Raw genomic sequence first — 21,200 nt, 5'->3', positions numbered from 1 at the left:
CTGTGCCCAACCACCGACCTGTGTCCACCCCCGATCCGGCGTAGGAGCGGGTTTACCCGCGAATACGGTAGCAGCGGCAACGGTGAACGGCGGGTGGTAATTGGCCAGCAGGCCCGGCCTATTCGCGGGTAAACCCGCTCCTACGACCGACAAACCTGAGCTAGAACGCTATTACGGCAATTGCATCTGCGGCTTGGTCGCGGCAAAGATCGCCCAACTGGAGACGAACAGCGCCGCGATCAACGGGCCGATCACGAAGCCGTTGAGGCCGAACACCGCCAGCCCGCCAAGGGTCGACACCAGGATCAGGTAGTCCGGCATGCGGGTATCCTTGCCCACCAGGATGGGCCGCAACACATTATCCACCAGGCCGATCACCAGCACCCCGAACGCGGTAAGCACCACCCCTGGCAGTATCGCCCCGGTCAGCAGGAAATACGCCGCCACCGGCGCCCAGATGATGCCCGCGCCCACCGCCGGCAGCAGCGACAGAAATGCCATCAGCACCGCCCACACCAGCGCACTCGGGATGTCCAGCACCCAGAAAATAAAGCCACCCAACGCACCTTGGGTAATGGCCACCAGCACGTTGCCCTTCACCGTCGCCCTCACCACACGATTGAACTTCAACTGCAAACGACGCTTCTGGTGTTCGGGCAGCGGTACGGCCATGCGCACCCGGCGCGCGACGTCCGGGCCATCACGCAGGAAAAAGAACAGCAGGTACATCATGATGCCGAAACTGATCAGGAACTCGAACGTGCCCTGGCCAAAGCTGAACGCCTGGCTGGCCAATACCTGGCTACCCTGGGTTGCCCACTTGGTGATCTTGTCACGCAACCCGTCGAGGTTACCCATGCCCATGTTGTCCAGGCCACGCTGGGCGAATGCCGGGAGCATGTCCTTGCCGCGCTCGACGTAACCTGCGATGTCCAGTTGCCCGCTTTCGATGCGCTGGTAAAGCGTGGCGCCCTCTTGTACCAGCAGCGCGCTGGTGATGATCACCGGCAGGATCGCCACAAGCAGGCACACCAGCGTGGAGGTGATTGCGGCAAGGTTACGCCGACGCCCGCAGCGGATCAGCAAGTTACGCTGCAGCGGGGCGAACAGGATGCCGAGGATCACCGCCCAGAAGATTGCGCCGTAGTACGGCAGAAGAATCCAGAAGAAGGCAATGGTCACCAACGCCAAGAGTACTGCCAGGGCCTTGTTCTGTAGCGCGGTTTCGTTCATCGCAGTTCCTCACATGGCTTATGAGTGATTAGTGCACCGCACTTGGACAAAAGTGCCGCGCTCACTTGACGCAAATCAATACGCACCCTGTCCATCCCCCCTAGCATCGCCGCCTTTTTGCCCCGGTGCGCACATGAGCCCTACTGCCAAGCCCGAACTGCTGGCCCCCGCCGGCACTCTCAAGACCATGCGCTACGCGTTTGCCTACGGCGCCGATGCGGTCTACGCCGGCCAGCCACGTTACAGCTTGCGGGTGCGCAACAACGCGTTCGATCACGCCAACCTGGCGCTGGGGATCGAGGAGGCGCATGCCCTGGGCAAGCGCTTCTACGTGGTGGTCAACATCGCCCCGCACAATGCCAAGCTCAAGACCTTCCTCAAGGACCTGGCACCCGTGATCGAGATGGCGCCGGACGCGCTGATCATGTCCGACCCCGGCCTGATCATGCTGGTGCGCCAGCACTTCCCGCAGATGCCGGTGCACCTGTCAGTGCAGGCCAACACCGTCAACTGGGCGAGCGTGCAGTTTTGGCAGCAACTTGGGCTGAGCCGGGTGATCCTGTCGCGGGAGCTGTCGCTGGACGAAATCGAAGAAATCCGCCAGCAGGTGCCGGGCATGGAGCTGGAAGTGTTCGTGCACGGCGCCCTGTGCATGGCCTATTCCGGCCGTTGCCTGCTGTCGGGCTACCTCAACAAGCGTGACGCCAACCAGGGCACCTGCACCAATGCCTGCCGCTGGAAATACGACGCCACGCCGGCCACCGAGAACGCCACCGGTGACATCGTGCGCCATGTGCAGCCCACCCTGGGCCTGGGTGCACCCACCGACCAGGTGTTCCTGCTGCAGGAAAGCAACCGCCCCGGCACTGAAATGCCAGCGTTCGAGGATGAACACGGCACCTACATCATGAACGCCAAGGACCTGCGCGCCATCCAGCACGTCGAGCGCCTGGCCTTGATGGGTGTGCATTCGCTGAAGATCGAGGGCCGCACCAAATCACACTTCTACTGTGCCCGCGCGGTGCAGTCGTATCGCCAGGCGATCGACGACGCGGTGGCCGGGCGGCCATTCGACCACGCCCTGATGGGCAACCTCGAATCCCTGGCGCAACGCGGTTACACCGAAGGTTTCCTGCGTCGCCACGTGCACGACGAGTACCAGAACTACCAGCGCGGCAACTCGGTGTCCGAGCGCCAGCAATTCGTTGGAGAGCTGACCGGCGTGCGCGTCGACGGCCTGGCCGAGGTCAAGGTGAAGAACCGCTTCGCCGTGGGCGACCATCTGGAGCTGATGACCCCGCGCGGTAACTACCACTTCGACCTGCACCGCCTGTGCAACCGTCAGCAGCACGCCATCGAGGTCGCACCGGGCGATGGCCATGTGGTGTATCTGCCGATCCCGGAACAGGTTGCCCTCGACTACGGCCTGCTGATGCGCGACCTCCGCATCGACGAAGCAACAAGCTGACAACACTGTAATGTGCACCTCAGCTACCTGACAGCCGGCGGCAGCGAACATCGTGGCTCTTTTGCATGAGGCCACGCCATGTTGCGCAACCCCTCCCGCCGTACGTTTGTCAAAGGCCTGGGCGCCGCCAGCACGCTGGCGGGCCTGGGGCTGTGGCGCCCGCTGGCCCAGGCCGCCGAAGGCCGAGACCTGGCCGGCCAGCATTTCGAGCTGTTCATTGGCCAGACCCCGGTCAACATCACAGGCCGGCCGCGTACCGCACTGACCGTCAACAACAGCCTGCCCGGCCCGCTACTGCGCTGGCGCGAAGGTGACACTGTGACGTTGCGCGTGCGCAACCGACTGGCGCAGGACACCTCGATCCACTGGCACGGCATCATCCTGCCAGCCAACATGGACGGCGTGCCTGGCCTGAGCTTCGCTGGCATCGAGCCCGGCGGCGACTACCTGTACCAGTTCACCCTGCGCCAGAGCGGCACCTACTGGTACCACAGCCATTCGGGGCTGCAGGAGCAAGCCGGGGTATACGGGGCAATCGTGATCGAGCCACGCGAGCCCGAAACGCACCGCTACCAGCGCGATCATGTGCTGCTGTTCAGCGACTGGTCAGACCAGGCGCCGGAGCAACTGATGGCGACGCTGAAAAAGCAGTCCGACGCGTACAACTTCCACAAGCGCACGGTTGGCGATTTCATCGAGGACGTGGCCGAAAACGGCTGGAGCCCCACCGTCGCCGAACGCACGGCCTGGGCGCGCATGCGCATGAGCCCAACCGACCTCGCGGATATCAGCGCCGCCACCTACACCTACCTGCTCAACGGCCAACCACCGCAAGGCAACTTCACCTGCCTGTTTCAGCCAGGCGAAACCGTGCGCCTGCGGCTGATCAACGCCTCAGCCATGACCTATTTCGACTTCCGCATCCCTGGGCTGAAGCTGACGGTGATCGCCGCCGACGGTTTGCCGGTGACCCCCGTGAGCGTGGATGAACTGCGCATTGCCGTGGCAGAGACCTACGACGTGTTGGTGACCGTGGGTGACCAACCCGCCTACACCCTGTTCGCCCAGAGCATGGACCGCACCGGCTTCGCCCGCGGCACCCTGGCCCGTGCGGCCGGGCTGCAGGCACCGGTGCCAGCCCCCGACCCGCGCCCGGTGCTGAGCATGGACGACATGGGCCACGGCAGCATGGATGCCATGACGGGCATGGACCACGGCAACATGGCCGGCATGAGCCACGCCGCCATGCCGGCCATGCAGCAACACCCGGTCAGTGAAACCGGCAACCCGCTGGTGGACATGCAGACCATGGCACCGCGCCCCAACCTGGCCGACCCTGGCATAGGCCTGCGTGACAATGGTCGCCGCGTGCTGACCTACGCCGACCTGCGCAGCCCCTACCCCGACCCGGACGGCCGCCCGCCATCGCGTGACATCGAGCTGCACCTGACCGGCCATATGGAGCGCTTCGCCTGGTCGTTCGACGGCATCAAGTTCAGCGACGCCGAACCGCTGCGGCTGACCTACGGGGAGCGCGTGCGCATCACCCTGGTCAACGACACCATGATGACCCACCCCATCCACCTGCACGGCATGTGGAGCGACCTGGAAGACGAGCATGGCCAGTTCCTGGTGCGCAAGCACACCGTCGACATCCCGCCCGGCAGCCGACGCGCCTACCGGGTGACCGCCGACGCGCTGGGCCGCTGGGCCTACCACTGCCACTTGCTCTACCACATGGAGAGCGGCATGCTCCGCGAGGTACGCGTCGATGAATGACACCCGCAACCGCAGCATCGTGGCAGGCGTGACGCTACTGACCTTGCTCGCCAGTGAACGGGCGATGGCCGCGGGTTTCGAACACACGAACCACGGCCAGATGGGCCATCAGGCCATGCCCATGAACCATGAAAGCATGGGCCATGGCCAGCCTTCCCTCAGCCAGCCTCGCACACCCCTGCCTGCCATCACCGACGCCGACCGCCGCGCCGCATTCCCGCCATTGCCAGGGCACCAGGTGCATGACCGGGCGCTGAACTGGGCAGTGATCGTGGACAAGCTCGAATACCAGAATTTCGAGAGCAGCAGCGCCCTGAACTGGAACGCCACCGCCTGGGTCGGCGGCGATATCGACCGCTTGTGGCTGCGCACCGAAGGCGAACGCGAACAGGGCAAGACCCACAAGGCCGAGCTGCAGGCGCTGTGGGGCCATGCCGTGAGCCCGTGGTGGGAACTGGTGGCCGGCGTACGCCAGGACTTCAAGCCTGCCAGTGGCCAAACCTGGGCCGCCCTCGGCATCCAGGGCACACCGTTGTATGGCCTGGAGCTGCAAGCCACCGCCTATGCAGGCGAACGGCAACAGACCGCGCTGCGTCTGGAAGCCGCTTACGCTATGCTGCTGACCAACCGCTGGATACTGGAGCCGACCCTGGAGGCCAACCTCTACGGGCGCAACGACGCCGGGCGCGAGCAAGGCGCGGGGCTGGCCGACAGCGAGGTGGGCCTGCGCTTGCGCTACGAGATCACGCGCGGCTTCGCCCCCTACGTAGGGCTCAGTTTCAACCGCCTGCACGGCTCGCGTGCCAGCCAGGCCCGCGAAGACGGCGAAGACCTGGGCCAGACCCGCCTGGTCGCCGGTATCCGCCTGCGTTTTTAAAGGAGTGCTTCACCATGCTGCGCAAACACCTGCTGACCCTGAGCCTGCTGGCCGTCACCGGCCTGGCCCAGGCCGCCGAGACCATCGACGTCTACCGCGATCCCAACTGCGGCTGCTGCAAGGCCTGGATCAGTCACCTGCGTGACAACGGTTTTATCGTCAATGACCACGTCGAGCCAAACATGAGCGCCGTCAAGCAACGCCTGGGCGTGGCGCCGCGCCTGGCGTCGTGCCACACCGGGGTGATCGACGGCAAGTTTGTCGAAGGCCACGTGCCGGCCGAGCAGGTGCGCCTGCTGGCCAAGCGCAACGACCTCAAGGGCCTGGCGGTACCGGGCATGCCCATGGGCTCGCCCGGCATGGAGATGGGTGACCACAAGGATGCCTACCAGGTCATCGGGGTGACCCAGAATGGCCAGGACACCGTGGTCGCCAACTACTGATGCTCAGCCTGGGGGCGCTGTTTCTCAGCGCCTTTGGTGCCGCCACCCTGCTACCGCTGCAATCAGAGGCCGTGCTGGTCGGTCTGTTACTGCGCCAGCCCGAGGCATGGGCCATCCTGCTGCTGGTAGCCACCCTGGGCAACGTGCTCGGCTCGGTGGTCAACTGGCTGCTGGGCCGGGCCATCGAGCACCTGCGCGACAAACGCTGGTTTCCTTTCAGCGCTGCCCAGCTGGCGCGTGCGCAGCAGCGCTACCAACGCTGGGGGCAATGGTCGCTGCTGCTCAGCTGGATGCCGGTGATCGGCGACCCGCTGACGCTGATCGCCGGGATCATGCGTGAGCCGTTCTGGCGCTTCCTGTTGCTGGTGACCCTGGCCAAGGCTGGCCGCTATGCAGTGCTTGCGATGATTACCCTAGGCTGGTTTCAGGCCTGGTAACACCTTTCAGGTTTCGCGTGGTCCACTGGCTGTTACAGTCGCCCCAATCAACCCGGCCCTACACGGAGTACCCCCATGCTGCGCGCATCCGCCCTTGCCCTGGCCTGCCTTGCCAGCAGTTCGGCCATCGCTGCCGAGTCGCCGACCTACGGCCCCCAGCTCGAAGGCTTCAGCTACCCGCACCCACTCAAGCATTTCGACTTCACCTCCCAAGGCCAGGCCCTGCAGATGGGCTACATGGACGTGCCCGCCCAAGGCCAGGCCAATGGCCACAGCGTGGTGCTGATGCACGGCAAGAACTTCTGCGCCGCCACCTGGGAAACCACCATCGACGCCCTGAGCAAGGCCGGCTACCGGGTCATCGCCCCCGACCAGGTCGGTTTCTGTACGTCGAGCAAGCCGGCGCATTACCAGTACAGCTTTCAGCAACTGGCCAACAACACCCATGCCCTGCTCGAACGGCTGGGTGTGAAGCAAACCATTGTGCTCGGTCACTCCACCGGCGGCATGCTCGCCACCCGCTATGCGCTGATGTACCCACAGCAGGTGGAACGCCTGGCAATGGTCAACCCGATCGGTCTGGAGGACTGGAAAGCATTGGGCGTGCCCTACCGCACCGTGGACCAGTGGTATGCCCGCGAGCTCAAGCTGGATGCCGAAGGCGTACGCGCCTATGAACGCAAAACCTATTACGTCGGGCGCTGGAAGCCTGAATACGAACGCTGGGTGCAGATGCTGGTGGGCCTGAACAAAGGGCCCGGGCATGAAGCGGTGGCGTGGAACTCGGCACTGATCTACGACATGATCTTTACCCAGCCGGTGTACTACGAGTTCAAGCACCTGCAGATGCCAACCCTGCTGCTGATCGGCGACAAGGACACCACGGCCATCGGCAGCGATATCGCGCCGCCGGAGGTGAAGGCCAAGCTGGGCAAATATGCCGAGCTAGGGCCGCAGGTGGCCAAGCTGATACCCAAAGGTGAGCTGATCACCTTCGAAGGCATGGGGCATGCGCCACAAATCGAGGAACCGGTGCGGTTCAATCGCACCCTGGTCGAATGGCTGGGCAAGTGAGCCAATGATTGGCCCCTGTGGGAGCGCGCAGGCTTTGGAATTTTGCGCAAGCCCGCTGCTGCCACAGGGTTCCTCTACACGTTCCAGACCAGCGCTTCTGTCCAGCCCAGCTCGGCAAAGTCGCCCGCCCGCAACTCGGCCTCTTCCTCGCAGAAAAACTCATCCAGCTGTGGTGGCCTGACCGCTGTATCACTGAGCATTGCGTGCACCTGCCCACGGTGATGCACCTGATGTTCGAACAGATGCGCCAGCAAACGCAGCCGCTGCTCGCGCTGCACCCGATCGGGCCGAACGACGCTCACATAGCGGCCCAGGTCGCCATCACTCAGCCCCCGGCAGTAGGCGATCAAACGGTGGTCAGCCTGGGCCTGCTCGGCATGCAGGTCGGTACAGGTGGCAAACGGCTGCTCCGGGTCGAAAAAGCGTTCGCCGTCGGTATCGGGCTGCTCGCCGCGCTGCTCGCACTCCAGCATATGCAGGTAAAACCAATCCACCGTCAGCAAATGGTTGAGGGTGGCCTTGATCGACGGGAAGAAGCTACAACGCGGGGCGACGAACTCGTCCTGGGTCAGTTGCAGGCAGGCCTTGTACAGGCGGTGATTGGCCCAGCCATTGTTATAGGCCTGGGTCAGCAGATGATGCGATAACGGCTGCATGGTCGGCTCCTTTTCAGGCGAAGCGTTGCAGTTGCATCTCCCGCAGCCGGCTCAGGGTACGCTGGTACGGGAACGCCAGATAACCTTGAGTGTAGAGCGCATCGAGCGGCACCTGTGCCTCCAGGTACAACGCCACCCGGCGGTCATAGCATTCGTCGACCAGGGCAATGAAGCGGCGAACCGCATCGTCCTTGGGCGACAGTGCAGGCAGTTCACGGTCGCCCGCCACTACCCTCGCCGCGCCATCTTCGGTGCCACGGGCAATACGCCCCGCCCGCTGTTCCCCGCCCAGCGCCGGAATGCCGGATACCAGAATCGAGGAAAAACGGTCACACAAGGCCATGAACTCCATGGCCGCCAGGGGTTGATCGCACAGATCGGTGAAACGACACCAGATAGCCTGCTCACTGCGCCGCACGACTTGAATGTGCCTTGAGCCAATAACCAAAGGCTGATCAGTGCCGGTATCTTCAGGGCTGAGCTGGCGAAACACCTTGCCCAACTGGCTGGCCTGCTCCGCCTCGGCTACCCAATAGCGCTGCCGCGCTTCACCGGGGTGCAGGCGGTGATCCTGCTCGCCCACTACTGGCAGTACCTGCATGTGACGACCAATGGCAGCGATGGCCGGCAGGAACCGCTCGCGGTTGAAGCCATCGCGGTAGAGCTGCTCGGGTGGCTGGTTGGAGGTGGCGACGATCACCACACCCTGATCGAACAATACCTGGAACAGGCGGCCGAGGATGATCGCATCACCGATGTCGTTGACGAACAGTTCGTCGAAGCACAGCACGCGGATTTGCCGCGCCAGCTCTGCCGCCAGGGCCAGCAGCGGGTCGGCGGTGCCGTTGAGCTGAAACAGGCGCTGATGCACCCAGGCCATGAAGTGGTGGAAGTGCTGGCGCCGGCTCGGTATGCGCAGACACTGGTGGAACTGATCCATCAGCCAGGTCTTGCCGCGCCCGACCGGGCCCCAGAGGTAGAGGCCCTGGGTGGGGCGGCCCTGCTCGAGGGACTGGAAGCAGCCTTGCAAGGCCTCGACGACGCGGGCCTGGGCGGGGTCAGCAACGTAGCCCTGAGTGCTCAGGGCTTGCTGGTAGAGGGTTTGGGGGTCGATGGCCATGGCCGCATTCTACCCGACTGCCACCCTCGGTGCAGGAGCGCGTCAGTCGGTCAGGCCGACCTTGAGTAGCGCGCCATCCTTGTCTTCCGTCAGTACATACAGGTACCCATCCGGCCCCAGCCGCACATCACGGATACGCGCCTTCAGGTCACCGAGCAACCGCTCTTCATGCACCACCTTGTCGCCGTCCAGTTGCAAGCGGATCAATTCCTGAGTGGCCAACGCACCGATGAACAGATTGTGGTCCCAGGCCTTGAACGTCGGGCTGTCGTAGAACGCCATGCCGCTGATACCCGGTGACTTTTCCCAGACATGGTGCGGGTCGACCATGCCGTCCACATGCTCGCCCTTGGCCTCGGGGATGGGCAGCAGCGAGTAGTTGATGCCGTGGGTCGCAATCGGCCAGCCATAGTTCTTGCCAGGCTTTGGAATGTTGATTTCATCCCCCCCGCGCGGGCCGTGTTCATGGGTCCACAGCTGGCCGGTCCAGGGGTTGAGCGCGGCACCTTGCTGATTACGGTGGCCGTATGACCAGATCTCCGGGCGCACGTTGTCCTTGCCGACGTAGGGGTTGTCTTTGGGCACTTCGCCGTCCGGCAGAATACGCACGACCTTGCCTTGCAACTTGTCCAGGTCCTGGGCAGTGGGGCGTTGGTTGTTCTCGCCCAGGGCGATGAACAGGTAGCCGTCGCGGTCGAACACCAGCCGCGAGCCGAAGTGGTTACCCACCGACAGCTTGGGCTGCTGGCGAAAGATCACGGTGAAGTTCTCCAGCCGGGCGCGGTCTTCGGACAGCTGCCCGCGGCCGACCGCAGTTCCGGCCTTGCCGTCACTGCCCTCCTCGGCGTAGGACAGGTAGACGGTGCGGTCCTTGCCGAACTCCGGTGACAGCGCCACATCCAGCAAGCCGCCCTGGCCCTCGGCCCAGACCTTGGGTACACCGCTGATCGACGGGCCGACCTTGCCTTCGGCATTGACCAGCCGCAGGTTGCCGGCGCGCTCGGTCACCAGCATGTCCTTGCCGCCGGGCAGGAAGGCCAGTGCCCAGGGATTGCGCAGGCCATCGGCAAGCGTGCTGACGGTCAAGGTACCTTCTTCGCTGGGAAACCGCTGTTCGGCCGCCGCATGCGCCCACAAGGGCAATAGCGCGGCGGCCGTCAGGCTGGCCAGCCAGGGTGTTCGTAGCATGCCGGATTCCTTTCAAGTGGGCTTAAGGCGCACGTGGGTTGTCGCGCGGTGGCCGGGTGGGTTCCAGGTTCGGGGTTTGCTGCTGGCGGCGCAGGTTGTCGCCATTGCCGATGCCACGATTGTCCAGGGTGGGTGGGCGCTGGTACGGGGCGGTGGATGGGCCACGTACCGGTGGCGCAGGCGGCATGCTGCCTTGACGGCTGTTGGGGTTGGCCCGCTGGATCGGGCTGTTGTAAGGGTTGTTGTTGCCGGCAGCACGTGGCACGGGCTGCTGCGCCGCCGCGTGCGCGGGCAGGCACAAGGCCAGGCCGAGGGCCAGGATGGGCAATGTCGGGGTCATGCTTCACCTCCTGTACGAAAATGCCGCGCCTGGTGGATTTGATAGCCTAAGGCGCGAGGGGTTCGCGGCAAAAGTGTGAATGCGGGTGGAGATGATTCCTGATGTTTCAGTATGGGCCTCGGAGGGCTGCTTTGCAGCCATTCGCGGGCGCGCCCGCTCCCACGGTCACCCACAGATTTCTGGGCCTGTGAGACACGTGTGGGAGCGGGCTTGCCCGCGAATGGCCGCAAAATCTACTGGCCGCTGTCCACCTTGTGCCGCGCCGCATACAGGCACAGCATCTCCATGGCCAAGGTTGCCCCGGCCAAAGCGGTGATATCGGCATGGTCATAGGCTGGCGCCACTTCCACCAAGTCCATGCCTACCAGGTTGATGCCACGCAGCCCCCCCAGAATCTCCAGCGCTTGCACCGTGCTCAGCCCGCCACACACAGGCGTTCCGGTACCGGGTGCGTAGGCCGGATCGAGGCAGTCGATGTCGAAGGTCAGGTACACCGGCCGCTCGCCCACCCGCTGGCGAATCGCCGCAATCACCGCCTCTGTGCCCTGGCGGTGCACCTGCCGAGCATCGAGAATGGCAAAACCCTGGCTGTCGTCATTGGTCGTGCGCAGGCCAATCTGCACCGAGTGGGCCGGGTCAACCAGGCCTTCGCGGGCGGCATGCCAGAACATGGTGCCGTGGTCGATGCGCTTGCCCGCCTCGTCCGGCCAAGTGTCACTGTGCGCATCGAAATGGATCAGCGCCAGCGGGCCATGGCGGCGGGCGTGAGCCTTGAGCAGCGGGTAGCTGATGAAGTGATCGCCACCGAGGGTGAGCATGGCGCAACCCGCCTGCAGAATATGCTCGGCATGGGCCTCGATGCTGTCCGGTACCGACTGCGGCGTGCCGCTGTCGAAGGGGCAGTCACCATAGTCGATCACCGCCAGGTGGTCGAACGGGTCGAACGCCCACGGCCAGTGGCGGGCCCAGGCCTGCTGGACCGAGGCAGTACGGATCGCCCGCGGGCCGAAGCGCGCGCCGGGGCGGTTACTGGTGGCCGTGTCGAACGGCACACCGCTGACCACCACATCCACACCGCGCAAGTCGCGGCTGTAGCGGCGGCGGGAAAAACTGACAACACCGGCGTAGGTGCTTTCTGCGGCGGTCCCATACAGGCTATCGCGGGTAATTGCCTGGTCGTTGCTTGCGGCTTGGTCCACGGTCGGGCTCCTTGATTGTCATGGGCTACTGCCGGCTGCGGAAGGCGGTCCACAGACGGTTGCGTTGGCGCAGGTCGGCCAGGGCCATGCTGCGGTCGGCATACAGGCGCTGACGCACCTCGGCCGACGGGTAGATATCCGGGTCGTTGCGCACCGCTTCGTCCACCAGCGGCGTGGCAGCCTGGTTGGCGTTGGCGAAGAACAGCGTGTTGGTCAGCGCTGCCACCGACTCTGGCTTGAGCATGAAGGCGATGAACGCCCGGGCGGCCTCGGGGTGCGGGGCGTCCTTGGGGATGACCAGGTTGTCCTGCCATACCAGCGTGCCTTCGCGGGGGATGCGGTAGATCACCTCGAACGGCTTGCCGGCACGGCGGGCCTGGTCGGCGGCCATCGCGGCATCACCGTTGTAGGTCAGCGCCAGGCACACGCTGCCATTGGCCAGGTCGTTGATCTGCCGACCGTTGGCGACGTAGCTGATCGACGGCTGCAACTGGCTGAGCAGGTTCTGCGCGGCGGCCAGATCACCCTTGTTCTGGCTGTAAGGGTCCTTGCCCAGGTAGTTCAGGGCTACGCCGATCACCTCCTGGGGCGAGTCGGGTATAGCGATGCCGCAACCCTTCAGGCGGGCGGCGTACTCGGGCTTGAACAACAGGTCGAGGCTGTCCAGCGGTACATCGCCAAGGCGCTGGCGTACCGCCTCCACATTTACCCCCAGGCCCAGCGTGCCCCAGGTGTACGGCACAGCATGGCGGTTGCCGGGGTCAACCTCGGCCAGTTTGCCCAGCAGGTCCTTGTCGAGGTTGCCGTAGCCAGGCATGGCCTGAGCATCCAGCGGTTGCAGGGCATTGGCCTTGAGCGCCCGGGCCAGCACGGTGGATGACGGCACCACCACGTCATAGCCGCTACCACCAGTCAGCAGCTTGGTTTCCAGTACCTCGGGGGTGTCAAAGGTGTCGTAACGCACCTTGTAGCCGGTTTCCCGTTCGAAGCGCTGCAGGGTTTGCGGGGCAACGTAATCGGCCCAACTGTAGAGGTTGACGACCTTTTCTTCGGCCTGCAGCGGCAGGGCCAGAACCAGAGACAAAAGGCACAACGATCGACGCATGGCGGACACCTCGGTAAATGGGTGGATGCCGCGAGCATGCCAGCCGGGTTACATTGCACCAATGGCAAGTTTGAAAAGCTGACATTCACCAGGAGCAATGTAATGCTGGGACAAGTGCACGATCCCGACCTGCACCTGCTGCGGCTGTTCGTCACTGTAGTCGAGGCAGGTGGCTTCAGCGCCGCTCAAGGCGTGCTGGGCCTGAGCCAGCCCACCATCAGCCAGCGCATGGCGCAACTGGAGGCACGCTTGGGTTACCGCCTGTGCAGCCGCGGCAAAGGTGGTTTTCGCCTGACGGAAAAAGGTGAACTGCTATTGGACGCGGCGCGTGGGCTACTGCTGAACATCGAGCAGTTTCGCCAGCAGGCCAACGGCGTTGCCGGGCGGCTGCTGGGAACTGTGCGCATAGGCATGGCGGAAAATCAGGACAAGGCGGTGAGCCTGAAACTGGCGGCGGCCATTGCGGCATTTCGCAGGCGAGAGGAATCGGTGCAACTGGAGCTAGTCAGTGCACCGCCGGCGGAGCTGGAACGGCTGTTGCTGGAGCAGCGGCTGGACTATGCCATCAGCTACTTTTCCGGCAACCAGGCGGCATTTGATTACCAGCCCTTGTTCGCGGAGCGGCAGCGGCTGTATTGCGGCAGGGGGCATGTGCTGTACGGCGAAACGGATGTTGGGCTTGAGCGGTTGCTGGACATGGACCAGGTGCGCCATCCGTACCGTTTTCTCAAAGGGGGCGAACCGTTCCAGAGCAGACGCAGCACGGCAGTGGCGGAGCAGATCGAAAGCGTGCTGACGTTCATGCTGTCTGGGCGGCATATTGGCTACTTGCCATGCCATTGTGCACAGGCCTGGGAGGCCGAAGGACTGTTATGGGCGCTGGACCCTGCGCTTGATTTTGAGGTGCCGTTTACCCTGGCCCGGCACCGGGCACAGGGGGTTGGCGAGGCAGCCCATGTATTTGCGCAGGATTTGCTGGCGGCGTTTGCCTGAACCGGCCCCTTCGCGGGTAAACCCGCTCCTACGCCGGATCGGAGGTGGACACCTGTCGGTGGCTGGGCACAGGCACCGTCGTGTAGGAGCGGGTTTACCCGCGAAGAGGCCGGCCCTGCTGGCCAATTTCCACCAGGCGTTCACCGTTGCCGCCGCTACCGTATTCGCGGGTAAACCCGCTCCTACGCCGGATCGGGGGTGGACACAGGTCGGTGGCTGGGCACAGGCCGTCGTGTAGGAGCGGGTTTACCCGCGAAGAGGCCGGCCCTGCTGGCCAATTTCAACCTGCCGTTCACCGTCGCCGCCACCACCGTATTCGCGGGTAAACCCGCTCCTACAGGGGCTCACAACGTCTGAAGACGGCGCTGTGGTAGGAGCAAGCGGGTTTACCCGCGAACAGGCCCGTTCAGGCGACCACCATCAGTAAGCCATGCTCCAGCTCAGCGTGTAGGTCCGCCCACGCCCCTGGTAGTCATACAGGTAGGCCGGCCCGTAGGTCGGCGAATAGAACAACGTCGCACGCTGTCCCCATACCGTGCTGTACTGCTTGTCCAGCAAGTTCTGGATACCGGCACTGAAGGTGCCGAAACCGGTGTCCTGGCTGCCCAGCAGGTCGAAGGTGGTGTAGCCATCAATCTCGTGATCGGCATCGTCCTTCAGGCTGAAGGCATGGTTGGCCTGCAACCGCGCACTGCGCCCATCGGCCTTCCAGCCGACGAACGCGGTGGCCTTGGATAACGAAGCGTATCGGGCATCGCGCTTGATCCAGCCGCCGTCGGCGGCCTCTTCCTCGGAGCGTGTCATGTGCAATGTGCCGCCAGCTTCCCAGCCGGTCTGGAAGTGCCGGGTCAGTGCTCCTTCAAAGCCGAAGTCGCGGCTTTTCTGATCTTCCACATCGATGGTCAGCGTTTGCGAATCGACGTTGATGATCTTGTCCGACCAGATGTAGTACAGCGCTGCCTGTGCATCCCAGTCCAGGTCGGCATAGCGCCAGCCCAATTCCACCTGGCGGCTCTTGATACCCGCCAACGGGTTATCGGCCACGCTCAGGCCCGGCTTGCCGTAGTACTTGGCCGGGTCAGGCAGGTCGAAGCCTTCGCCATAGTTGCTCCACACCTGGTGGCCGTTCTTGAAGTCGTAGATGGCACCGACGTTGAACAGGTTGACCTGATAGTCGTTACTGCCACCTGACACACCCTTGAAGTCGCTGACATCAACGTCCATCTGCTGCCGCCGGGCACCACCGGACAATGTCAGGTTGTCGGTGGCATGCCAGTCCAGCTGGGCATACACCGACACACCATCCACCCGGTAGCTGGGGTAGCGTGCGGCCTTGCTTTCTTTTTCCAGCTCCAGGCCACCCGACTCGGACGAGGTCTGGGCGTTGAAGGTGGTCTGCTCGGCGTTGAAGCGCTCACGATCCAGATCAACGCCGTAGGTCAGCTTCAGCGTATCCCACTGTTTGGCAAACAGGCCCTTGAGGCTGGTGACCTCGAAGTTCTGCTGCGAGGCGGCAAAGTACACCCCGCGCGAGCCGGTGGGTGTGGCACGGTTGTAGTACGGGAACGGGTAGAAGTTGTCGTCTTCCTTGCGGTACGAGGCCTGCAGGTAGAAGTCCTGGCCCAGCACGTCGGTGTGGTGGTAATTGGCATTGAGCAGCAGGCGCCGCGTACGCGGCTCCAGGTCCGATGAATAACCGCTGCGCAGCTCGGCGTCTTCCAGGTCGGATGGCGCGTTGTAGTTCAGGTTGGGGAAGTAGATACCCGTGCTGCCGTGGTTTCCCGAGTCGTAGTACTGGGCCAACAGGTCGAGGCTCTGCTGGTCGTTCAGCTGCAGGCCCAAGGTACCGAGTACGTCGATGGTGCGGTTGTACTGCAGGTCGGTCTGGGTGTTGTCGATGAAGATCTGGTCACCAGCACCATCGTAGAAGGCTTCGTTCTGCTCACCGGAAACGCCCAACCGGGCATTGACCCGCTCGTTGCCGCCGCTGACCGACTGGGCGAAGCGCGTAGCCAGGTCGTCGCTGTTGTTGAAACCGCTGCTGGCCCCCAGCTGGGTCTCGAAGCGCGCCGGGCCGGGTTCGCCCTTCTTGGTCACGATGTTGATGATGCCGCCGGTGGCACCACCGCCGTAGATGGCGCTGGCGCCAGACAGCACTTCGACGCGCTCGACGTTGAACGGCGAAATGCTGTCGAACTGACGCGACAGGCCGCGTGAGCTGTTCTGGCTGACCCCGTCGATCATCACCAGCACGTTGCGCCCACGCATGTTCTGGCCGTAATTGGTGCGCCCTTCCGGCGCCAGGTCAAGGCCCGGCACCAGCTTGCCGATGGCTTCCTTCAGGCTGACGCCGCTGTCGATCTGCTCGCGCAATTGCTGCTGCTCGACCACCCAGACGGTCCCGGGAATTTCGCTGATGGCGGTGCTGGTGCGCGAGGCTACGCTGACTTCGATCGGCTTGAGGTTGACCGCCTGCGGCGCGGCCTCGGCCTTGCGCAGGGTGACGGTGCGAGCCTCGCTGAACTGCCAGCTCATGCCGCTGCCGGCCAGCAACTGCTGCAGGGCCTGCTCGACACTGTAGTTACCCTGCAACGCCGGGCTGACCTGGCCGGCGACATCGCCTGTGGTGTACAGCAGGTGCAGGCCGGCCTGGTCGGCGAAGGTGGTCAGCGCCTGGTCCAGTGGTTGGGCTGGCAGGTCGAGCTGGACCTGGCGAGCTTGCATCTGGGTCTGTTCGGCGGTCGTCGCGGCCCCTGCGTGCAGGGGACCGAACAACAAGGCCAAGGCACTGCAAGACATCAAGGCATGGTGAAAAGAACCGCGACGGCGGTGCAAGGGCTTGAGCATCAGAGGCACGAATGAGCTTCCTGACAAGTCGTAAATGAGAATGGGTTGCTGATCAGTCTCACTACGACGATCTGGCTTGCAGGAACTTGCAGTGCCAAATGAAAAATATTTTTATTTCTGTCCGGCCTCTTCGCGGGCAAGCCCGCTCCTACAACGACTGCGCCCGCCTGAATATCGTGCGACCTGTGCAGGAACGGGCTTGCCCGCCAAGAGGACGGTACAAGCTCATCAATGCACTACGGCCAACCACGGCAGGTAGGTCACCTTCAGGCCATACCGCTGCTCCAACGTCCGCAACAGGGCCTCAGGTTCATCCAGGTCGAACACCCCGCTCACCTCCATCGCAGCCAGCTTGCTGTCGGACAACACAATGCGCCCATGCCGGTAACGCTCAAGCTCCGTCAGCACCTGCCCCAGCGGCTTGCCGTTGAAGATCAGCTTGCCCCGCTGCCAGGCCATCTGCGTGACGGCATCGGCCGCCACCGCCAGTTGATGTTCACCCACCCTGGCTTCACCGCGAGCCAACACGACGTGGCCATCGCGCTGCACGCTGAAGGTGGCGGCATTGCCCTGCACCCGCGCACCGGCCGTATCGACCACAAACGGTCGTGAATCATCGGCGGTCTCGAACAGTGCCTCACCCGCATCGAGTACCACACGCCGCTCATGCTCGTTGAACGCCACGCTCAAGGCACTGGCGCTGTTCAGCGTCACCCGTGTGCCATCTGTCAGGGTAATGACCTGCCGCTCGCCCACGGCGGTGTGATAATCGGCCAGCAGCATCGGGGCTTGCTGCCAACCCGCCACCGCGGCGACCAGCAATACCACCGATGCCGCCACACCCGCCTGTTTCAGTCGGCCGCGGCAATGGCGCAGGGCCTGGCCGATGTACTTCGCCACCATGCTCTCGGAAACCCCCAGGCGTTGAGCGACCTGCTTCTGGGTCAGGCCCTCGACACGGTTGAGCAACAGCGCCTGGCGGGCATTGTCCGGTAACTGCAACAGCGCCTGGTCAAGAATCTGCAAGCGCTCACGGGCCAGCAACGCCGCCTCGGGTGCCGGCGCCGGGCAGGCCACCTCACAGGCTCCGTCGCTGTCGTCGTGGCTGGCGGCGATGCGTTGCTCACGGCGCAAGGCGTCAATTGCCAGGTTGCCGGCCACGCGGAAGATGAAACTGCGCGCGTGCAACACAGGCACTGCCTGCTCGTCGATGTTCACCAGCTTCAGGTAGGTTTCCTGCGCCACGTCGGCCGCGCGCTGGCGGTCGCTCATGCGTCGCGTCAGAAACTGCAGCAGGTCGTCGTAGTGCTCCTGGAAACTTGCCAGCAGGCCCGACATGGGTGAAGTCAGCATGATTGGGGAACAGCCAGTAAGAGAGGTTATCGGGCGTTAATGAGAAACAGTATCTTTCATATCAACCGATACTTTCAACGTCGACGCGCATTTGCCACACTGCCAGCTCCACTCCGGCAAGGTCACAGCCCATGACTGCCTGTCTGTACCGCTATACCCGTCTGTTCCTGGTCCTGCTGCTGGCCTGTGGCCTGGCGGCCTGTGCGCTGTTCCAGCCACGTGACCCGGTGAACATCAGCGTGATCGGCATCGAACCACTGCCCGGGCAGGAGCTGGAACTGCGCATGGCGGTGAAAATGCGGGTGCAAAACCCCAATGAGGCGCCGATCGATTACAACGGCATCGCCTTGAACCTGGAAGTGAACGGCCAGCCGCTGGCCGCCGGGGTCAGCGACCAGCAGGGGCACATTGGCCGTTACGACGAAGCGGTGATCGTGGTGCCGGTCAGCATCACGGCGTTTTCCTTCCTTCGCCAGGCCTATGGGCTGGGCAAGCTGGATTCGCTGCAGGGGCTGCCCTACAAGCTGCGCGGCAAACTGGCCGGCGGGCCGCTGGGGACCGTGCGCTTTACCGATGAAGGCAGGCTGGACCTGCCCAAGGGCACCTACTGGTAAGCGCCAAGCGGGAGTGCTCAGCGGTTGGCGCTGGCTGCGGCCATCAGCTTGTTGACTTCGCTGCGCACCATGCTGGCGTATTCAGGCGGCGTCATGCCGTCCAGTTCGGCGCGCACCCACTCGGCCCATTTGCCCTTGCGCCGTGGCTTTTCGGCAATCAGCCGGGCGGCTTCGCCCTTGGCTTTGCCCAGGTTGTTCTGCCACATCTCGAACAGCCGGGCCTTCTCTGCCTCGATCTGCGCCCGTTCCTCGAAGCTCATGTTGGCCAGATTGAAACTCATGAAGTTACCTGCAGGTTTGAAAATGGCCGCTATCTTACACCCAGGCAACCCATCATCGGAAAGCCGCCGCAACTTTCCCGACGTGGCGGCATCCATTGTTCACACCCCCATTGACGAGGACGAGTTCATGGCCCGGAAAAACGCCACGCTGACGGACAGCGATCAGATCAAGGACCAGGTATTCAGCGAACTGCAATCGCTGATAGAAGAATCGGAAAAACTGCTGAACGAAAGTGCCGCCCTGGTCGGCGAAGAAGCAGAGACGCTGCGCGCCCAGGTAAGCCTGAAACTTCGTCAGGCTCGCCAGGCGGCCAGCAACGTGCGCAACAAGGCGCAACCGGTGGTGGACGCCACCCAGGACTACATCGGCGGCCACCCCTGGCAAACCGTTGCCATTTCCGCCGGCCTCGGGCTGGTAGTGGGGCTGCTGCTGGGTCGGCGCCATTAAGGCCTGCGCCGCCTGGTGCACATCAGGCGGCCAAAGCCTGCGGGATGCCACTGTGGAAGCGCAGTTCCTGGTCTGGTGACTGGATCAGCTCCATTTCCGCAGCGCGCACCAGCTCGACGCGGCGGGCGATGTCCGCCTCGTCTCCGTAGTTGTGCGCCAGTTTCAGGTAGCCCTGGTAGTGGCGCGCTTCGCTTTTCAGCAGCCCGTGGTAGAAGCGGCCCAGTTCTTCATCCAGATGCGGCACCAGCGCGGCAAAACGTTCACAGCTGCGCGCCTCGATGAACGCCCCCACCACCAGCGTATCCACCAGCTTGACCGGCTCGTGGGCGCGCACCAGCCGGCGCAACCCTGACGCATAACGCCCCGCCGACACCGGGCGCAACGGCACACCGCGACGCTTCATGAGGCGTAACACCTGTTCGTGATGCACCAGCTCCTCGCGGGCCAGGCGCGACATCATGTTGATCAGATCAAGGTGAGTGTTGTACTTGGCGATCAGGCTCAAGGCCGTGCTGGCGGCCTTGAACTCGCAGTTCTTGTGGTCGATCAGCAGGGTTTCCTGGTCGGCGAGCGCCGCTTCGATCCAGGCGTCTGGCGTCGGGCAGCCAAGAAAGGCGTCGATTTCGGGGATCAGGGACATAAGCGTGCAACCACACAGAACAGGCAGGGTCGGCGATTATACCGGCGGCGGCTGGCGACGCCAGTGACTATGCTTGATGTACATCAAGCGCTGGAGGGGAAAGCGCCGACTATAGTCAGGCACTGGTCGCCATCATCGAAGGGAGTTAACGCCCATGCAAGCCGTCCGCAGCATCCTCGTCGTCCTCGACCCCACACACGCCCATAGCCGGGCGCTTACGCGGGCCAAGCTGATCGCTGGCATCACCGGCGCACGCCTGCACTTGCTGATGTGCGACAAACGGCATGATCACAGTGCGCTGCTGAGCCTGCTGAGCAGCCAGTTGCATGATGACGGCTTCGACAATGTCACCCATGAAGAGGGCTGGCGCGACAACCTGCACGACACCATCATCCATGTACAGCAGGCCGAAGGCTGCGAACTGGTGATCAAGGATCACCGTCCGGACAACCCGCTGAAAAAGGCCCTGCTTACCCCCAGCGACTGGAAGCTGCTGCGCCAATGCCCGTGTGCCGTGCTGATGGTCAAGAGCGAGCGGCCGTGGACCGGGGGCAAGATCCTGGCGGCGGTGGACGTGGGCAACCAGGACGAAGACCACCGCCGCCTGCATGCCAGCATCATCGACCACGGCTTCGAGATTGCCAAACTGGCCAAGGGAGAACTGCATGTCATCAGCGCCCACCCCTCGCCGATGCTGTCAGCGGCGGACCCGACGTACCAGCTGAGCGATACGATCGAAAAGCGCTACCGTGAAGCGTGCAAGGCGTTCCAGATCGAATACGGCATCAGCGAAGAGTGCCTGCATGTGGCCGAAGGGCCGGCGGATGTGTTGATTCCACATACCGAACAGAAGCTCGATGCAGTGGTGACAGTGATAGGCACGGTGTGCCGCACAGGGATTTCCGGGGCGTTGATCGGTAATACCTCGGAAGTGGTGCTGGATGCGCTGCAGGGTGATGTGCTGGTGCTCAAGAGCGAGGAAGCCATCGCCCACCTGGCGGAGCTGGCCCGCGGCTAAGTATGCAACATGCAGGCCCCTTGTAGGAGCGGGTTCACCCGCGAATGCGTCATTGATTTCAACGCCACATTCGCAGGCAAACCCGCC

The 21,200-nt window shown here is 63.7% G+C and carries 21 protein-coding genes; 10 read left to right on the top strand and 11 right to left on the bottom strand.

Translation table 11 applies throughout. The features are described from left to right. Window positions 1-171 precede the first annotated feature (171 nt). A complete protein-coding gene (locus J3A98_RS06260; protein ID WP_209964782.1) occupies window positions 172-1,233 on the bottom strand; it encodes an AI-2E family transporter in 1,062 nt (353 codons plus the stop codon). Between the two features lie 133 nt (window positions 1,234-1,366). Between J3A98_RS06260 and yegQ the strand changes: the two genes are divergently transcribed. From yegQ to J3A98_RS06230, 6 genes are all read left to right on the top strand, one after another. Continuing rightward, on the top strand, window positions 1,367-2,701 hold the full coding sequence (yegQ, locus tag J3A98_RS06255; RefSeq protein WP_209964780.1) for a tRNA 5-hydroxyuridine modification protein YegQ: 1,335 nt from the start codon (window positions 1,367-1,369) through the stop codon (window positions 2,699-2,701). Between the two features lie 78 nt (window positions 2,702-2,779). After that, window positions 2,780-4,480, top strand: a complete 1,701-nt coding sequence (locus tag J3A98_RS06250) for a copper resistance system multicopper oxidase (protein ID WP_209964778.1) — start codon at window positions 2,780-2,782, stop codon at window positions 4,478-4,480. Then, window positions 4,473-5,357, top strand: a complete 885-nt coding sequence (locus tag J3A98_RS06245) for a copper resistance protein B (RefSeq protein ID WP_209964776.1) — start codon at window positions 4,473-4,475, stop codon at window positions 5,355-5,357. Before J3A98_RS06250 ends, J3A98_RS06245 begins: the two co-directional genes overlap by 8 nt. 14 nt (window positions 5,358-5,371) lie before the next feature. After that, window positions 5,372-5,800 (top strand): DUF411 domain-containing protein, encoded by a 429-nt coding sequence (locus J3A98_RS06240; RefSeq protein WP_176684904.1) that lies wholly within the window; start codon window positions 5,372-5,374, stop codon window positions 5,798-5,800. After that, window positions 5,800-6,237 (top strand): YqaA family protein, encoded by a 438-nt coding sequence (locus J3A98_RS06235; protein WP_209964774.1) that lies wholly within the window; start codon window positions 5,800-5,802, stop codon window positions 6,235-6,237. Before J3A98_RS06240 ends, J3A98_RS06235 begins: the two co-directional genes overlap by 1 nt. Before the next feature lie 75 nt (window positions 6,238-6,312). Then, window positions 6,313-7,311, top strand: coding sequence for an alpha/beta hydrolase (locus J3A98_RS06230; protein WP_209964772.1), 999 nt, complete (start codon window positions 6,313-6,315; stop codon window positions 7,309-7,311). Between the two features lie 74 nt (window positions 7,312-7,385). Here the strand turns inward: J3A98_RS06230 and J3A98_RS06225 are convergent, their stop codons facing one another. From J3A98_RS06225 to J3A98_RS06200, 6 genes are all read right to left on the bottom strand, one after another. Further along, a complete protein-coding gene (locus tag J3A98_RS06225) occupies window positions 7,386-7,967 on the bottom strand; it encodes a DinB family protein (RefSeq protein WP_021785363.1) in 582 nt (193 codons plus the stop codon). Window positions 7,968-7,980: 13 nt separating this feature from the next. Continuing rightward, window positions 7,981-9,087, bottom strand: coding sequence for a cell division protein ZapE (gene zapE / locus J3A98_RS06220; protein WP_176684901.1), 1,107 nt, complete (start codon window positions 9,085-9,087; stop codon window positions 7,981-7,983). A 42-nt stretch (window positions 9,088-9,129) separates the two neighbouring features. Then, the gene (locus tag J3A98_RS06215) at window positions 9,130-10,275 is read right to left on the bottom strand and encodes a PQQ-dependent sugar dehydrogenase (protein ID WP_209964770.1); all 1,146 of its coding nucleotides are present in this window, start codon (window positions 10,273-10,275) and stop codon (window positions 9,130-9,132) included. Between the two features lie 22 nt (window positions 10,276-10,297). Further along, the gene (locus J3A98_RS06210) at window positions 10,298-10,615 is read right to left on the bottom strand and encodes a hypothetical protein (protein WP_209964766.1); all 318 of its coding nucleotides are present in this window, start codon (window positions 10,613-10,615) and stop codon (window positions 10,298-10,300) included. Between the two features lie 233 nt (window positions 10,616-10,848). Continuing rightward, window positions 10,849-11,814, bottom strand: a complete 966-nt coding sequence (gene speB / locus J3A98_RS06205) for an agmatinase (RefSeq protein WP_209964764.1) — start codon at window positions 11,812-11,814, stop codon at window positions 10,849-10,851. A 25-nt stretch (window positions 11,815-11,839) separates the two neighbouring features. Beyond that, window positions 11,840-12,919, bottom strand: a complete 1,080-nt coding sequence (locus tag J3A98_RS06200; RefSeq protein ID WP_103469263.1) for an extracellular solute-binding protein — start codon at window positions 12,917-12,919, stop codon at window positions 11,840-11,842. A 102-nt stretch (window positions 12,920-13,021) separates the two neighbouring features. Here J3A98_RS06200 and J3A98_RS06195 point away from each other — a divergent pair, with 102 nt between their 5' ends. After that, window positions 13,022-13,912 (top strand): LysR family transcriptional regulator, encoded by an 891-nt coding sequence (locus J3A98_RS06195; protein WP_209964761.1) that lies wholly within the window; start codon window positions 13,022-13,024, stop codon window positions 13,910-13,912. Between the two features lie 420 nt (window positions 13,913-14,332). Here the strand turns inward: J3A98_RS06195 and J3A98_RS06190 are convergent, their stop codons facing one another. Continuing rightward, window positions 14,333-16,759 (bottom strand): TonB-dependent receptor, encoded by a 2,427-nt coding sequence (locus J3A98_RS06190; protein ID WP_209969755.1) that lies wholly within the window; start codon window positions 16,757-16,759, stop codon window positions 14,333-14,335. A 228-nt stretch (window positions 16,760-16,987) separates the two neighbouring features. Continuing rightward, complete coding sequence (locus J3A98_RS06185) at window positions 16,988-18,112, bottom strand: sigma-70 family RNA polymerase sigma factor (protein WP_209964759.1); 1,125 nt, start codon at window positions 18,110-18,112, stop codon at window positions 16,988-16,990. A gap of 131 nt (window positions 18,113-18,243) precedes the next feature. Between J3A98_RS06185 and J3A98_RS06180 the strand changes: the two genes are divergently transcribed. Further along, window positions 18,244-18,726, top strand: a complete 483-nt coding sequence (locus J3A98_RS06180) for an LEA type 2 family protein (RefSeq protein WP_209964757.1) — start codon at window positions 18,244-18,246, stop codon at window positions 18,724-18,726. A 17-nt stretch (window positions 18,727-18,743) separates the two neighbouring features. Here J3A98_RS06180 and J3A98_RS06175 read toward each other — a convergent pair whose 3' ends face one another. After that, entirely contained in the window at window positions 18,744-19,007 is a 264-nt protein-coding gene (locus J3A98_RS06175) for a hypothetical protein (RefSeq protein ID WP_003248880.1), read from the bottom strand. 22 nt (window positions 19,008-19,029) lie between these two features. Here J3A98_RS06175 and J3A98_RS06170 point away from each other — a divergent pair, with 22 nt between their 5' ends. Continuing rightward, window positions 19,030-19,455 carry a DUF883 family protein gene (locus tag J3A98_RS06170; RefSeq protein ID WP_245354934.1) on the top strand — a complete coding sequence of 142 codons (426 nt, stop codon included), beginning with the start codon at window positions 19,030-19,032 and terminating at the stop codon, window positions 19,453-19,455. A gap of 22 nt (window positions 19,456-19,477) precedes the next feature. Here the strand turns inward: J3A98_RS06170 and miaE are convergent, their stop codons facing one another. Next, entirely contained in the window at window positions 19,478-20,095 is a 618-nt protein-coding gene (gene miaE / locus J3A98_RS06165; protein WP_003248869.1) for a tRNA isopentenyl-2-thiomethyl-A-37 hydroxylase MiaE, read from the bottom strand. 154 nt (window positions 20,096-20,249) lie between these two features. On the opposite strand from miaE, the gene J3A98_RS06160 reads away from it, so the two are divergent. Continuing rightward, window positions 20,250-21,113 (top strand): universal stress protein, encoded by an 864-nt coding sequence (locus tag J3A98_RS06160; RefSeq protein ID WP_209964754.1) that lies wholly within the window; start codon window positions 20,250-20,252, stop codon window positions 21,111-21,113. The last annotated feature ends 87 nt before the right edge of the window (window positions 21,114-21,200 follow it).

Origin of the sequence: Pseudomonas sp. BP6 (assembly GCF_017875935.1) — a bacterium.
GTDB lineage: Bacteria > Pseudomonadota > Gammaproteobacteria > Pseudomonadales > Pseudomonadaceae > Aquipseudomonas > Aquipseudomonas putida_Y.
This window is presented reverse-complemented; position numbering and strand designations above follow the sequence as displayed.

Coding starts and splice junctions, on each gene's coding strand:
- J3A98_RS06260 (WP_209964782.1), bottom strand. CDS start 1,233: ATGAACGAAACCGCGCTACAGAACAAGGCCCTGGCAGTACTCTTGGCG.
- yegQ (WP_209964780.1), top strand. CDS start 1,367: ATGAGCCCTACTGCCAAGCCCGAACTGCTGGCCCCCGCCGGCACTCTC.
- J3A98_RS06250 (WP_209964778.1), top strand. CDS start 2,780: ATGTTGCGCAACCCCTCCCGCCGTACGTTTGTCAAAGGCCTGGGCGCC.
- J3A98_RS06245 (WP_209964776.1), top strand. CDS start 4,473: ATGAATGACACCCGCAACCGCAGCATCGTGGCAGGCGTGACGCTACTG.
- J3A98_RS06240 (WP_176684904.1), top strand. CDS start 5,372: ATGCTGCGCAAACACCTGCTGACCCTGAGCCTGCTGGCCGTCACCGGC.
- J3A98_RS06235 (WP_209964774.1), top strand. CDS start 5,800: ATGCTCAGCCTGGGGGCGCTGTTTCTCAGCGCCTTTGGTGCCGCCACC.
- J3A98_RS06230 (WP_209964772.1), top strand. CDS start 6,313: ATGCTGCGCGCATCCGCCCTTGCCCTGGCCTGCCTTGCCAGCAGTTCG.
- J3A98_RS06225 (WP_021785363.1), bottom strand. CDS start 7,967: ATGCAGCCGTTATCGCATCATCTGCTGACCCAGGCCTATAACAATGGC.
- zapE (WP_176684901.1), bottom strand. CDS start 9,087: ATGGCCATCGACCCCCAAACCCTCTACCAGCAAGCCCTGAGCACTCAG.
- J3A98_RS06215 (WP_209964770.1), bottom strand. CDS start 10,275: ATGCTACGAACACCCTGGCTGGCCAGCCTGACGGCCGCCGCGCTATTG.
- J3A98_RS06210 (WP_209964766.1), bottom strand. CDS start 10,615: ATGACCCCGACATTGCCCATCCTGGCCCTCGGCCTGGCCTTGTGCCTG.
- J3A98_RS06200 (WP_103469263.1), bottom strand. CDS start 12,919: ATGCGTCGATCGTTGTGCCTTTTGTCTCTGGTTCTGGCCCTGCCGCTG.
- J3A98_RS06195 (WP_209964761.1), top strand. CDS start 13,022: ATGCTGGGACAAGTGCACGATCCCGACCTGCACCTGCTGCGGCTGTTC.
- J3A98_RS06190 (WP_209969755.1), bottom strand. CDS start 16,759: ATGCTCAAGCCCTTGCACCGCCGTCGCGGTTCTTTTCACCATGCCTTG.
- J3A98_RS06185 (WP_209964759.1), bottom strand. CDS start 18,112: ATGCTGACTTCACCCATGTCGGGCCTGCTGGCAAGTTTCCAGGAGCAC.
- J3A98_RS06180 (WP_209964757.1), top strand. CDS start 18,244: ATGACTGCCTGTCTGTACCGCTATACCCGTCTGTTCCTGGTCCTGCTG.
- J3A98_RS06175 (WP_003248880.1), bottom strand. CDS start 19,007: ATGAGTTTCAATCTGGCCAACATGAGCTTCGAGGAACGGGCGCAGATC.
- J3A98_RS06170 (WP_245354934.1), top strand. CDS start 19,030: ATGGCCGCTATCTTACACCCAGGCAACCCATCATCGGAAAGCCGCCGC.
- miaE (WP_003248869.1), bottom strand. CDS start 20,095: ATGTCCCTGATCCCCGAAATCGACGCCTTTCTTGGCTGCCCGACGCCA.
- J3A98_RS06160 (WP_209964754.1), top strand. CDS start 20,250: ATGCAAGCCGTCCGCAGCATCCTCGTCGTCCTCGACCCCACACACGCC.